The 12,736-nt window shown below is 61.5% G+C and carries 12 protein-coding genes; 9 read left to right on the top strand and 3 right to left on the bottom strand.

All coding sequences use genetic code 11. From position 1 onward, the window contains the following. Positions 1 to 101: 101 nt before the first annotated feature. The 3 genes from C4J92_RS03370 to C4J92_RS03360 form a co-directional block, all read right to left on the bottom strand. Positions 102 to 473, bottom strand: coding sequence for a translation initiation factor Sui1 (locus C4J92_RS03370; RefSeq protein WP_124361101.1), 372 nt, complete (start codon positions 471 to 473; stop codon positions 102 to 104). 88 nt (positions 474 to 561) lie between these two features. Beyond that, complete coding sequence (locus C4J92_RS03365; protein ID WP_124402954.1) at positions 562 to 1,098, bottom strand: NUDIX hydrolase; 537 nt, start codon at positions 1,096 to 1,098, stop codon at positions 562 to 564. A gap of 2 nt (positions 1,099 to 1,100) precedes the next feature. Further along, complete coding sequence (locus C4J92_RS03360) at positions 1,101 to 2,168, bottom strand: DUF2333 family protein (RefSeq protein ID WP_124402953.1); 1,068 nt, start codon at positions 2,166 to 2,168, stop codon at positions 1,101 to 1,103. 297 nt (positions 2,169 to 2,465) lie between these two features. Here C4J92_RS03360 and C4J92_RS03355 point away from each other — a divergent pair, with 297 nt between their 5' ends. The 9 genes from C4J92_RS03355 (at position 2,466) to fis (ending at position 12,684) form a co-directional block, all read left to right on the top strand. Next, positions 2,466 to 4,136 carry a PleD family two-component system response regulator gene (locus C4J92_RS03355; RefSeq protein ID WP_124402952.1) on the top strand — a complete coding sequence of 557 codons (1,671 nt, stop codon included), beginning with the start codon at positions 2,466 to 2,468 and terminating at the stop codon, positions 4,134 to 4,136. Positions 4,137 to 4,189: 53 nt separating this feature from the next. Further along, a complete protein-coding gene (locus C4J92_RS03350; protein WP_124402951.1) occupies positions 4,190 to 6,151 on the top strand; it encodes a methyl-accepting chemotaxis protein in 1,962 nt (653 codons plus the stop codon). 294 nt (positions 6,152 to 6,445) lie between these two features. After that, a complete protein-coding gene (gene aroQ, locus C4J92_RS03345; RefSeq protein ID WP_065951442.1) occupies positions 6,446 to 6,901 on the top strand; it encodes a type II 3-dehydroquinate dehydratase in 456 nt (151 codons plus the stop codon). Positions 6,902 to 6,925: 24 nt separating this feature from the next. Further along, positions 6,926 to 7,387 carry an acetyl-CoA carboxylase biotin carboxyl carrier protein gene (gene accB, locus C4J92_RS03340; protein WP_124402950.1) on the top strand — a complete coding sequence of 154 codons (462 nt, stop codon included), beginning with the start codon at positions 6,926 to 6,928 and terminating at the stop codon, positions 7,385 to 7,387. A gap of 17 nt (positions 7,388 to 7,404) precedes the next feature. After that, positions 7,405 to 8,766, top strand: a complete 1,362-nt coding sequence (gene accC / locus C4J92_RS03335) for an acetyl-CoA carboxylase biotin carboxylase subunit (RefSeq protein WP_124365687.1) — start codon at positions 7,405 to 7,407, stop codon at positions 8,764 to 8,766. A 278-nt stretch (positions 8,767 to 9,044) separates the two neighbouring features. Continuing rightward, positions 9,045 to 9,923 (top strand): 50S ribosomal protein L11 methyltransferase, encoded by an 879-nt coding sequence (prmA, locus tag C4J92_RS03330; RefSeq protein ID WP_124402949.1) that lies wholly within the window; start codon positions 9,045 to 9,047, stop codon positions 9,921 to 9,923. A 30-nt stretch (positions 9,924 to 9,953) separates the two neighbouring features. Beyond that, on the top strand, positions 9,954 to 11,168 hold the full coding sequence (locus C4J92_RS03325) for a DUF3426 domain-containing protein (protein ID WP_124402948.1): 1,215 nt from the start codon (positions 9,954 to 9,956) through the stop codon (positions 11,166 to 11,168). Positions 11,169 to 11,353: 185 nt separating this feature from the next. Continuing rightward, positions 11,354 to 12,367 (top strand): tRNA dihydrouridine synthase DusB, encoded by a 1,014-nt coding sequence (gene dusB / locus C4J92_RS03315; RefSeq protein WP_124402947.1) that lies wholly within the window; start codon positions 11,354 to 11,356, stop codon positions 12,365 to 12,367. Then, positions 12,364 to 12,684, top strand: a complete 321-nt coding sequence (fis, locus tag C4J92_RS03310; RefSeq protein ID WP_003221275.1) for a DNA-binding transcriptional regulator Fis — start codon at positions 12,364 to 12,366, stop codon at positions 12,682 to 12,684. Before dusB ends, fis begins: the two co-directional genes overlap by 4 nt. Positions 12,685 to 12,736 lie beyond the last annotated feature (52 nt).

Genomic DNA, 12,736 nt, shown 5'->3' with positions numbered 1-12,736 from the left:
GGAGGCTGGCGCAGTCTAAAGAATGAAAATGACGATTTGCCTGTGAGGGAGGTAGACCTCGCTTGCAGGACAGAGTTTAGACACAGGTTGGGAAGAGGCTTTCAGCCGCCGGACTTCTTGGCCTTGTAACCGAGCTTGATCAACTCGGCCAACAGCAGTTCGACGTGATCGCCCTGGATTTCAATGACCCCGTCTTTCAACGCGCCACCGGTGCCGCAGCGCTTTTTCAGCGCGGTGGCAAGCTCCTTGAGCGCGTCTTCGGCCAGCGGCACGCCGGTGATGGTGGTCACCGTCTTGCCGCCTCGGCCTTTGCTCTCGCGGCGTACGCGGGCAATGCCGTCGCCTTCGGGAATCAGGGTGTTCTTGCAGGTGCACGAATCCACGGGCTGACGACAGTCCGGGCAGTGTCGACCTGCGTCGGTGGAAAATACCAGGCCACCGAGGGCGGCGAAGGATGCGGCTTTCTTGGCCACCGGCAATCCTCTAGGGGATGAAAAGTGGCGCAGTGTAACGGCAAAAAGCCAAGTTGCTAAGGGCCAAATGGCGCCATTTCATGCAACTTTAGCGACGCAACGCCAGATAGCGCCGCAGGCCCTCTTGAGCGTCCGGGCAGTAAGACTTGTGTTTCGCCTCGCTCAACACCGTTTCAATCGGCAGGAAGCGCGCTTCCATGACTTCTTCGGGCTGCAGGCACAGTGGCCCGTCCCATACCGCAGAGTAGGAGGTGCACCAAAGCCTGCTGTCGCCGTCTTCGAAATAGAAATGGTCATGTTCGGTCAATTCCACGCCGCTGACGCCGAGTTCTTCTGCAAGCTCACGGGCCGCCGAATCGGCATAGGTCTCCCCTGCCGCGACCATCCCGCCCGCAGCCGTGTCCCAGAAACCTGGATACAGCGCTTTGCTCAGGGTGCGCCGATGCACGCACAACTCACCCTTGGTATTGAACAGGAATATGAAGGTGCAACGGCCGATCAAGCCGCGCCGGCGAAGGTCGGACCTGACCAGGTGGCCGAGCAGGTTGTCCTGCTCGTCGACCCAACAGATCAGTTCAGCATCGGAGGCCACGCGGTGGGCAGCCTCCCTATGAGTAGCGTCCATCATCAACCCTGGTTGAGGAGCTGACGCAAGTCGATCACTGCAGCGTTGGCCCGGGAAATGTAGTTGGCCATCACCAGCGAATGGTTCGCCAGAACCCCGAAACCACTGCCATTGAGAATCATCGGACTCCACACCGGTTCCTGCGAGGCCTCCAGCTCACGAATGATCTGGCGCACGCTGACGGTGGCGTTTTTCTTGGCCAGCACGTCGGCAAAATCGACTTCGATGGCGCGCAGCAGGTGGGACAGTGCCCACGCCTGGCCACGGGCCTCGTAGAACACGTTGTCGATCTGCATCCAGGGGGTTTCCACCACTTCCTCATCGACCTGCGGTACTTCACCGGGCGCCAGCGCTTCGGTTTTCAGCGCGGTGTTCAGCTTGACCCGGCCCACGCTGGCCGACAGGCGCTGCGACAGCGAACCCAGGCGGGTGGCGACATCACCCAGCCAGTTGTTCAGGTTGTCGGCGCGCGAATAGAACAGCGCGCCCTTCTGGTTCGGGTCGGACAGGCGTGCTTCGTAGCGGTTCAGGGAGTTGATGCCTTCCTGGTATTCCGACTCGCTGGACGGCAGCACCCAGCTCTTGTTGTCGAAGTTGAAACGTGGCTCGGCCTTGGCCAGGTCAGCGTCTTCAGCCGACTGCGACTGCGAACGGGCGAAGTCTTTGCGCAGGGCACGGGTCAGGTCACGCACCTGCACCAGCACGCCGTACTCCCAACTGGGCATGTTGTCCATCCACAGGCCTGGCGGGAAACGGTCGTTGGAAATGTAGCCACCTGGCTTGTTCAGCAAGGTGCCGACCACACTTTTCAGGGTCTCGACGGTGGTATAGCCGATCACCATCTGCTTGCCTTCCTTCTCGGCCGCCAGCTGGGCGTTTTGCTGGACCGGGAACAACGCGGGTTCCTGACTCCAATACCAACCCAGGCCACCGGTGACCAGCAAGTACAAGCAGATCACGCTGAGCAAGGCGCGGCTCATCAGCAGGTTGCGAACGTAGCTGCGGTTGGCCGACTTGGGCTCAGGGGCGGGGCCTTTGGCACTGCCTTCGCGGTTTTTCCAGTCCAGCATGGCGATATCCTTTCAATCACTTGAGTTCATGCACATCAATTGTCCGGGTGCGGTCAAACATTCCGACCACAACCCTACCCCATCGTGCCCATCAGTACGGGCTTTTAAACCAAATTGGCGCATACCGAAGGTTGAACTATAAAGGATGCACGCTTTTTACACAGCGCGACCACGAGGTCAAAAAATGAATACCGCCGACACGTACTTAATTGACGTATGACACTCATGCAGCAGAAAAGAGGTGCTAGCATAGAGCCATCAGTCGACCTCAGCATGCACCCGCACAGTAGTCAGGATATGACCGAGTCAGAAGACCCCAGCCGCGAGCGTCTCAAGCAGCACTTTGCCCAGCGGGTAATTCATCAGGCACGTCAAATTCTTGAGATCTGGCAGCGCCTGCAGCGTAGCGAATGGTCCAACGCGGATTTCTCCGAGCTCAATGAAGCCAATCTGCGCCTGCAGCGCTTTGCCGAGCGCTTCGAACAGCCCGAACACCGCCAACTGGCCCAGCACATTGGCGAGTCCCTCAAAGCGGTGGATGAAAACCGCGGGCGCCTGAGCAGCCAATTGATCACAGAGCTCAATCGCTTGATGCAGCGCTTGTCGCGCACCGGGCTGCGCCAGGGCGATCAGCTGGAACAAACCCTGCTGCCGCCGATGCGCAAGCCGATCTACGTGATGCTGGCCGACCACAACCGCGCCGAGCGCCTGGCCAAGCAGTTGGAATTCTTCGGCATGAGCGCCCAGTCCCTGGACAGCGTCGCAGCCTTTCGCGCCGCCATGGCCGAGCGCCTGCCGTCGGCCATCGTGATGGACGTGGATTTCTGCGGCACCGGCCTGGGCCTGAAACTGGCTGCCGAAGCCCAGGAAGGCCTGGAGCAAAAGCTGCCGCTGCTGTTTTTCAGCCTGCATGAAACCGACACCCCGACCCGCCTGGCCGCCGTGCGCGCCGGCGGCGAAGAATTCCTGACCGGCACGCTGGAGGCCTCGAGCCTGCTGGAAAAGATCGAAGTGCTGACCTGCGTGGCTCAATATGAGCCGTATAAAGTGCTGATCATTGACGACTCCCGCGCCCAGGCGTTGCATACCGAGCGCCTGCTCAACAGCGCCGGCATCGTCACCCGCACGTTGATCGAGCCGATCCGGGCCATGGCCGAACTGGCCGACTTCCAGCCCGACCTGATCATCCTCGACATGTACATGCCCGCCTGCACCGGCACCGAGCTGGCCAAGGTGATTCGTCACAACGACCGCTATGTCAGCGTACCGATCATCTACCTGTCGGCCGAAGACGACCTGGACAAACAGCTGGATGCGATGAGCGAAGGCGGTGACGACTTCCTGACCAAGCCGATCAAGCCGCGCCACCTGATCACCACCGTGCGCAACCGCGCGGCGCGTGCGCGCAATTTGAAAGCGCGGATGGTGCGCGACAGCCTGACCGGGCTGTACAACCACACGCATATCCTGCAACTGCTCGAAGACTGCAGCTTCCGCGCCCGCCGCGAGAACAAGCCGCTGAGCTTTGCCATGCTCGATATCGACCACTTCAAGCGGGTCAATGACAGCCACGGTCACCCCATGGGCGACCGCGTGATCAAAAGCCTGGCGTTGTTTCTCAAGCAGCGTTTGCGCAAGAGCGACTATATCGGCCGTTATGGCGGTGAGGAATTCGCCATTGTGATGCCCGACACCGACCTCGAATCGGCCTGCAATGTGTTGGACGAGATTCGTGGGCGTTTTGCGGAAATCCACTACCCGGCCCAACCCCAGGATTTATGGTGCACCTTCAGCGCCGGACTGGTGGAATTGTGCGACGGTTCCGACAGCCTGACGATGGCCGCCCAGGCCGATGAGGCGCTGTACCGCGCCAAGCATGCCGGACGTAACCGCGTGCAAGCTGCTCGCACATCAAAGCAAAGTGCCATCTTTTCACCGGAATCCACTGATTCGGTCATAACTTTGTAATGTAAACGCAATAACTTCAGGCACTTATCTTTTGCTGTCGGTTGAAACCACGCATGCGCCTGAAGCTGCTGACCAATCTCAATACCCTTTTGTTGGTGGCCGTGTGCCTGGCACTCGGAGCGACGCTGTGGTGGTCGCAACGAGCACTGGAGCGCCCGTACCTGTTGATGGAGCGCTATCTGGGGCTGTCCCAGGCCTTCGAGAATCAGGCCGCACGCAATATCGACGACTACCTGGCCAGCGGCGATGCCCTGCGCTTGAGCAGCGCCGGCCAGAGCCTGGAAAGCCTGCTGCAGCAGCTCGATTCATTGCCGCCCGAGTTGGCGCAGAACCTGCGACCCAGCCTCACGGAGCTAGACACCTTCAGCAAAACCGACCTGCTCGCCGCCGGTAAACTGGCCGGTGACCCGCAAGCGCTGTTATTGCAGGCCGAACGCGAGCTGGGGGCGAACCTGGAGCAACTGAGCCAGTACGCCAGCGCCGTGAATGCCCCTGACGCGGCGCGCTATCTGCCGCCACTGCTGGCCGCCTCGCAACACCTGGGCAAGCTGTCCCTGGCCCGGGACAAACTGGTGAGCAGCGGTCGCGCCGAATTGGCCGATGATGTAGAGCGTGAAATCGCCAACATTCGTACCCAGGCCGACCTGTTGGCCCAGCTGCCTTTGCTCGGGGTGAAGGCCAGCGCCGAATCCAGCAGCGACGATTTTTCCGCGTTGATGGGCCTGGAAAACGCTGAAAAAACCGAAGCCCAGGACACCGGCGTCGACCTCAAGCGTGAACTCAACAGCCTGTTGACCCGCTACCCCGCCGAACTCAAGCGCACCCGCGAACAGATCCAGCAACGCACCGACCTCGCCGCCGCCACACACATCAAGATCACCCGCGTGCGACAAGCCATCGCCGGCCTGGAGCCGGTGGTGCGCGCGCAGCACGCCAACATCCAGGGCGAAGTGCGCCTGATGCAGGGGCTGATGATTGGCCTGATCCTGCTGATCGCACTGTTGATCGATACCCTGCAACGCCGCCTGGCGCGAGTGCTGACCCACCTCGCCCCAGCGCTTTCCACCTGGGCCGAAGGCAACTTCAGCCAGCCGATAGCCTTGGGCAGGACCAATCGCGAGCTGCGCGACATCGAAGCCTCGCTGAATCGCCTGCGCGCTTATCTGGTGGACCTCGTCGGCACGATCCGCGGCAATGCCGAAGAAGTCGCCGGCAGCAGCCGCACCCTGGCCGAACTGAGCAGCGGTTTGCACGACGGCGCCGAACGCCAGGCCGGTGACACCGCGCAGATTCGTGACTCTCTGGGCGAACTGGAGGCGACCATCCAGCAAGTGGCGGGTGATGCCAGCCAGGCTGCGGGCGCGAGTCGCAGTGCCGGCGTCGCCGTGGAACAAGGCCAGCGGGTGATCGGCCTGAGCCTGGCCGGGTTGCATGCCCTGGTGGGTGAAGTGCAGCAAAATGCGCAAATGATCGAGAAACTCGCCGCAGAGTCCGCGACCATCGGCGGCGTACTCACGGTGATCCGCTCGATCGCCGAGCAGACCAACCTGCTGGCGCTCAACGCGGCGATCGAAGCGGCGCGCGCCGGTGAGGCCGGGCGGGGCTTTGCCGTGGTCGCCGATGAAGTGCGCTCCCTGGCCCAACGCACCGCCGGCGCCACCGCCGAAATCCAGAGCCTGATCGCCGGCCTGCAAACCGCCGCGCACCAATCGGTACAAGGCATGCGGGCACAGGTCGAACACGCCGAAGCCACCGCCGAGCAAGCCCAGGCCGCCGATGGCGCGCTGGATGAAATCGTCGGGGCGATCCAGACCATCTCCGCGACCGCCGTGCGCATCGCTGACGTAACGGCGCAGCAAAGCGGGGCCGTGAGTGAGATTCGCGACAACAGCGAAAGAATTCACCAACTGGGTGAAGACAACCTGCGGCGTATCGGCCAGGGACGCAGCCAGGGCGAGCATCTGCTGGTGCTGGGCGGGCAGCTCAATACGGCTGTAAAAGCCTTTCGGGTCTGACCCAATCCTGCGCCCCATGAAGATCAAATGTGGGAGGGGGCTTGCTCCCGATTGCGGTAGCTCAGTTACAGATGTCGAGACTGACACACTGCTATCGGGGGCAAGCCCCCTCCCACATTGATCTCCCACATGTTCTCGATTGCATTGCCAATGACCAGATCCTGAGCCACAGTCACAAATTTCGCGCAATCCTCGCTAATCGTGCTGGCTACTGCATAGAACTGGACAGTCACAAAGGCTTTGCGGCATAGTCGCCGGGTTCTGCCGTACCCCACCAATAACAAGGAACAGCCGATGGCGACCTTACTGGTTCTTCACGGACCCAACCTGAACCTGCTCGGCACCCGCGAACCGGGCGTCTACGGGGCAGTGACCCTGGATCAGATCAACCTCGATCTGGAACAGCGGGCCCGTGTCGCCGGCCACCATTTGCTCTACCTGCAAAGCAATGCCGAGTATGAATTGATTGATCGCATCCATGCCGCGCGTGGCGAAGGCGTGGATTTCATTCTGATCAATCCCGCCGCTTTTACGCACACAAGCGTTGCATTACGTGACGCGCTGCTGGCGGTGAGCATCCCATTCATCGAAGTGCATTTATCGAACGTGCACAAACGCGAAGCTTTCCGCCATCACTCTTACTTCTCCGATGTAGCGGTAGGAGTGATCTGCGGCCTTGGCGCCAGCGGTTACCGACTGGCCCTGGAGGCCGCCCTGGAACACGTTGAAGAACAGGCTAAACGCCCCTGACCGCCCCTTGGGAGTTGATGATTCATGGATATCCGTAAAGTTAAGAAACTGATCGAACTGCTGGAAGAATCCGGTATCGACGAGCTGGAAATCAAGGAAGGCGAAGAGTCCGTACGGATCAGCCGTCACAGCAAGACCCCGGCTCAACAGTTCTACGCGCCACAGATGCAAGCACCGGCTCCGGCCGCTGCCGCACCTGCCGCCGCTCCAGCCGCCGCCGCGCCTGCGGCGCCAGCAGCCCCTGAGCTGAACGGTTTCGTGGTCAAGTCGCCAATGGTCGGTACTTTCTACCGCACCCCGGCACCGACCTCGCCAGCCTTCGTTGAAGTGGGCAAGACCGTGAAAGTGGGCGACACCATCTGCATCGTTGAAGCGATGAAGATGATGAACCACATCACGGCCGAAAAAGCCGGCACCATCGAATCCATCCTGGTAGAAAACGGTCAGCCGGTTGAGTACGACCAGCCGCTGTTCACCATCGTTTGAACCGCGGAGCGCCTTCGATGTTGAAACCTGCGAAGAAACTGCAAAAAGTCCTGATCGCCAACCGCGGCGAGATCGCGCTGCGTATCCTGCGCGCCTGTAAGGAAGAGGGCATCAAGACCGTCGCTGTTTACTCGACGGCCGATACCGAATTGATGCACGTGAAACTGGCGGACGAGAGCATCTGCATCGGCCCGCCCCTGGCGACCAACTCGTACCTGAAAGTCTCGAACATCATCGCTGCCGCCGAAGTGACCGGCGCCGATGGCATTCACCCAGGCTACGGCTTCCTCGCGGAAAACGCCGATTTCGCCGAACAGGTGGAAAAATCCGGGTTTGCCTTCATCGGCCCGAAAGCCGAAACCATTCGCCTGATGGGCGACAAGGTCTCGGCCAAGGACGCCATGATCGCGGCCGGCGTGCCTACCGTTCCCGGCTCCGACGGCCCGCTGCCTGAGGACGAGGAAACCGCCCTGCGCATTGGTCGCGAAGTCGGCTACCCGGTGATCATCAAGGCCGCCGGTGGCGGTGGTGGTCGCGGCATGCGCGTGGTGCACAAGGAAGAAGAACTGATCGAAGCTGCCAAGCAGACCCGCTCCGAAGCGGCTGCCTGGTTTGGCAACCCGATGGTCTACCTGGAGAAGTACCTGACCAACCCACGTCACGTGGAAGTGCAGGTACTGTCCGACGGCCAGGGCCACGCCATCCACCTGGGCGACCGCGATTGCTCGCTGCAGCGTCGTCACCAGAAGGTATTGGAAGAAGCCCCGGCACCGGGCCTGGACGAGAAAGCCCGCCAGGAAGTCTTGGCGCGCTGCGTCAAGGCGTGCATCGACATCAACTACCGTGGCGCCGGTACTTTCGAGTTCCTCTACGAGAACGGCCGTTTCTATTTCATCGAGATGAACACTCGCGTGCAGGTAGAGCACCCGGTGTCGGAGATGGTCACCGGTATCGACATCGTCAAGGAGATGCTCAGCATCGCCGCCGGCAACGTGCTGTCCTTCACCCAGGACGACGTGAAAATCCACGGCCACTCCCTGGAGTGCCGGATCAACGCCGAAGACCCGCAAACCTTTATGCCGAGCCCTGGCCTGGTCAAGCACTTCCACGCGCCCGGCGGCAACGGCGTACGTGTGGATTCGCACCTGTACAGCGGCTACAAGGTTCCGTCCAACTACGACTCGCTGATCGGCAAGCTGATCACCTGGGGCGCGACTCGCGATGAGGCCATGGCCCGCATGCGCAACGCCCTGGACGAAATCGTGGTCGACGGCATCAAGACCAACATCCCGCTGCATCGGGACCTGGTGCGTGATGAAGGCTTCTGCGAAGGTGGTGTGAACATTCACTACCTGGAACACAAGCTGGCCAACCAGTAAGTGCTCCACCCAACATAGCCGCCTTCGGGCGGCTTTGTTGTTTCTGGAACTCCGATTTCCAGCATGTACACAGTTCAAATGTGGGAGGGGGCTTGCTCCCGATAGCGGAGTGTCAGTCATGAATAAGCCAACTGAAACACCGCTATCGGGAGCAAGCCCCCTCCCACAGTTGGCCTGCATGCAGTCAGTAATGTCGTCTTCTGCACGCCGCTCGCGTAAACTTGCGCGCTTTCGCAGCCCCATCCCGCTGCACACTCATTTTTTCAAAGGTGCCCGCCATGCCTTGGCTGCAAGTCCGTCTCGCCATCAGCCCAGAACAAGCCGAAACCTACGAAGACGCTTTCCTCGAAGTCGGCGCTGTGTCGGTGACCTTCATGGACGCTGAAGACCAACCGATCTTCGAACCGGAACTCAACACCACCCCGCTGTGGTCCCACACCCACTTGCTGGCCCTGTTCGAAGACGGTACCGAGGCCGCCAGCGTGCTGGCCCATCTGGAGTTGCTCACCGGCACCCCGCTGCCGGAGCATCACAGCGAAGTGATCGAAGACCAGGATTGGGAACGCAGCTGGATGGACAATTTCCAGCCCATGCGTTTCGGCCAGCACCTGTGGATCGTACCCAGCTGGCACGCCGCCCCCGAGCCGGATGCGGTCAACCTGCTGCTGGACCCGGGCCTGGCGTTCGGCACCGGCACTCACCCCACCACCGCGCTGTGCCTGGAATGGCTGGACGGCCAGGACCTGACCGACTGCAACGTGCTCGACTTCGGCTGCGGCTCGGGGATCCTGGCCATTGCCGCGCTGCTGCTGGGCGCCAAGCAGGCCGTGGGCACCGATATCGACGTGCAGGCCCTGGAAGCTTCCCGCGATAACGCCGGGCGCAACCACATTCCTGAAGGCCAATTCCCACTCTATCTGCCTGAGGACCTGCCCCAGGAACAGGCCGATGTGCTGGTCGCCAACATCCTCGCCGGGCCGTTGGTGTCGCTGGCGCCGCAGTTGTCGAGCCTGGTCAAGCCTGGCGGGCGCCTGGCACTGTCGGGCATTCTTGCCGAGCAAGGTGAAGAGGTCGCCGCCGCCTACGCCAGGGATTTCGAGCTGGACCCCATCGCCAACCGTGACGGCTGGGTACGCATCAGCGGTCGTCGGCGCTAGAATGAGCGCTTGTCTGAATCGGATGGCCGCATGAGCGACAGTTTCGTCACCCAGTGCCCGCATTGCCAAGCACGCTTTCGCGTCAACCACGCTCAATTGAGCGTGGCCCGTGGCGTGGTGCGCTGCGGCTCCTGCCTGCAGGTGTTCAACGCCGCGCGTCAGTTGCTGGAGCAGCGAGCCTCGGTGCCGGCAGCGCAACCTGAACAGTCCGGCGCTGATGAACCCACGCCTGAGCCGCCGCGCGCAATCAGCCAGAAACAGTGGACAGCCCAAGAGCTGGACCTGGACAACCTGGACCTGGACGAGGAGCTGGCCAAGCTCGAGCGCCGTGAAATTCAGCACACCCAGCCCGTCGGCGCGGACCGCCGCCAGCCCGGTGCCGAGCGTCGGCACAAGGAAGATGCCCTCAGCGCCAGCCGCAATACAGTCAAGGCCGAGGAAGAAAAGTGGGCCGCCAGCCTGTTCAGCGAGCCGCCGCAAGAGCGCGTCCTGCCCGCCGAAGCCGAGCCGGAGCCGAGCGAGCGCACCGAGCCGTCCCTGTCGTTTCACCGCGACGATCTCGACGACGACGAACCGCCACTGCGCTCGACCCCGGACGACGATCCCGACCCACCCTTCACGCCCCTGACGCCAGCGGCGCAAGCCACCGACGACCGCCCCCACGCCCGGCGCAAGCGCGCGCGTGCCGAGGCCAATGTCGACGAGGTGTTCCAGGACCTGGAAGACGACCCGCTGCACCTGTATGCGCAGAAGCGTCCGTCAGGCCTGGGCCGCCGCCTGACCTGGATCGTGCTGGTACTGCTCGCCGCCGCGGGCCTGGCGGGCCAGTACATCGCCTACCAATTCGACGAACTGGCCCGCCAGGACGCCTACCGTCCGTGGTTCCAGCAACTGTGCCCGAAATTGGGCTGCACCGTGCCATCACGGGTCGACATCGCCCACATCAAGAGCAGCAACCTGGTGGTGCGCAGCCATCCGGAGTTCGCCGGGGCGCTGGTGGTGGATGCGATCATCTACAACCGCGCGACCTTCTCCCAGCCCTTTCCGCAGCTGGAGCTGCGCTTTGCCGACTTGAACGGCGGCCTGATCGCCAGTCGGCGCTTCAAGCCCGCCGAGTACCTCAGCGGCGAGTTGGCCGGGGTCAGTGAAATGCCGTCGCAGACACCGATCCACATCTCCCTGGACATCCTTGACCCCGGCAGCAAAGCGGTGAACTACAGCCTGAGCTTCCATTCGCCCGAGTGAAGCTGCGCCAGAACCGAGGTTTGACGGCGGTTTATTGACTGCGCCGACGTCAACCAAACCGCTGGCGATAAAAAAATAACTGTTCAGATTTTATCCAATTCAGCCTTTATCCAGTCATCGAGAGCGGGTATCATGCCAACCCTTTTTCGAACTCTAATGATCCGGCCCCACAACAGGGAAGTCCTATGTCGGCGGTACGCATCGGCCCATATACATTGCACAACGGCTTGATCCTCGCCCCAATGGCGGGCGTCACGGACCAGCCCTTTCGTCAGCTCTGCAAACGTTTGGGCGCGGGTCTAGTAGTCTCTGAAATGGTCACCAGCGACATGAGTTTGTGGAACACCCGCAAGTCGCGGATGCGCATGATCCACGAAGGTGATCCCGAGCCACGCTCGGTGCAGATCGCCGGGGGTGATGCGCAGATGCTGGCGGAGGCGGCCCGGGCCAATGTGGAGCTGGGCGCGCAGATCATTGATATCAACATGGGCTGCCCGGCCAAGAAGGTCTGCAACAAGGCCGCAGGTTCCGCCCTGTTGAAAGATGAGCAGTTGGTTGCCGAGATCCTGCAGGCCGTTGTCGCCGCAGTCGATGTGCCGGTGACCCTGAAGATTCGGACCGGCTGGGACCGGGACAACAAGAATGGCCTGACGGTGGCGAAGATCGCCGAACAGGCAGGTATTGCAGCGCTGGCGGTGCATGGCCGCACCCGCGCCGACCTTTACACCGGGGAAGCCGAGTACGACACCATTGCCGCGATCAAGCAGGCGGTGTCGATGCCGGTGTTTGCCAATGGCGATATCGATTCAGCCGAGAAAGCCCGGCGCGTTCTGCACGCAACCGGTGCCGACGGCGTGTTGATCGGCCGGGCCGCCCAGGGGCGGCCATGGATTTTCCGTGAGATCGAGCATTTCCTGCGTACCGGCAACGTGTTGCCGGCACCGGGACTGACCGAGGTGGAACGTATTCTGCTAGAGCATCTGGCCGCCCTGCACGCCTTCTATGGGGATGTGATGGGCGTACGCATTGCTCGCAAGCATGTCGGCTGGTACCTCGCCACCTTGCCGGGCGCCAGGGAATTTCGCGCTCAGTTCAACCGTTTGGATGAAACGCAGGCACAGGTCGCCACCGTTCGTGAGTTCTTCGCCGAACGTGACAAGAGCCTGGGAACAGGGGATGGAGAAGGGGTGGCCGCATGACGATGATGACCGAGACTTTAGTGAGTGGAACAGCACCCGTGAGCGACAACGTCAATTTGAAACAGCACCTCAACACGCCGAGCGAAGAAGGCCAGACCCTTCGCGGGAGTGTCGAGAAGGCGCTGCACAATTATTTCGCCCACCTCGAGGGCGCTTCCGTCACGGACGTGTACAACCTGGTGCTCTCCGAAGTCGAGGCGCCCCTGCTCGAAAGCGTGATGAACTACGTCAAGGGCAACCAGACCAAAGCCAGTGAGCTGCTGGGCCTCAACCGGGGCACGTTGCGCAAAAAGCTCAAGCAATACGATTTGCTGTAAGCATTCAATCAAACCAGAAAGGCGCCCGCGTAAAAACGGTCGCCTTTTTTGC

The sequence above is a fragment of the Pseudomonas sp. R3-18-08 genome, from assembly GCF_003852065.1.
In the GTDB taxonomy this organism is placed as follows: domain Bacteria; phylum Pseudomonadota; class Gammaproteobacteria; order Pseudomonadales; family Pseudomonadaceae; genus Aquipseudomonas.
Note: the sequence above shows the minus strand (reverse complement) of the source record. Positions and strands in the feature narration are given on the sequence as shown.

What these genes read in the sequence shown, in the direction of transcription:
- accB (WP_124402950.1), top strand. Translation starts at nt 6,926, where the DNA reads ATGGATATCCGTAAAGTTAAGAAACTGATCGAACTGCTGGAAGAATCC.
- C4J92_RS03365 (WP_124402954.1), bottom strand. Translation starts at nt 1,098, where the DNA reads ATGGACGCTACTCATAGGGAGGCTGCCCACCGCGTGGCCTCCGATGCT.
- fis (WP_003221275.1), top strand. Translation starts at nt 12,364, where the DNA reads ATGACGATGATGACCGAGACTTTAGTGAGTGGAACAGCACCCGTGAGC.
- prmA (WP_124402949.1), top strand. Translation starts at nt 9,045, where the DNA reads ATGCCTTGGCTGCAAGTCCGTCTCGCCATCAGCCCAGAACAAGCCGAA.
- C4J92_RS03360 (WP_124402953.1), bottom strand. Translation starts at nt 2,168, where the DNA reads ATGCTGGACTGGAAAAACCGCGAAGGCAGTGCCAAAGGCCCCGCCCCT.
- aroQ (WP_065951442.1), top strand. Translation starts at nt 6,446, where the DNA reads ATGGCGACCTTACTGGTTCTTCACGGACCCAACCTGAACCTGCTCGGC.
- dusB (WP_124402947.1), top strand. Translation starts at nt 11,354, where the DNA reads ATGTCGGCGGTACGCATCGGCCCATATACATTGCACAACGGCTTGATC.
- C4J92_RS03350 (WP_124402951.1), top strand. Translation starts at nt 4,190, where the DNA reads ATGCGCCTGAAGCTGCTGACCAATCTCAATACCCTTTTGTTGGTGGCC.
- C4J92_RS03325 (WP_124402948.1), top strand. Translation starts at nt 9,954, where the DNA reads ATGAGCGACAGTTTCGTCACCCAGTGCCCGCATTGCCAAGCACGCTTT.
- C4J92_RS03355 (WP_124402952.1), top strand. Translation starts at nt 2,466, where the DNA reads ATGACCGAGTCAGAAGACCCCAGCCGCGAGCGTCTCAAGCAGCACTTT.
- accC (WP_124365687.1), top strand. Translation starts at nt 7,405, where the DNA reads ATGTTGAAACCTGCGAAGAAACTGCAAAAAGTCCTGATCGCCAACCGC.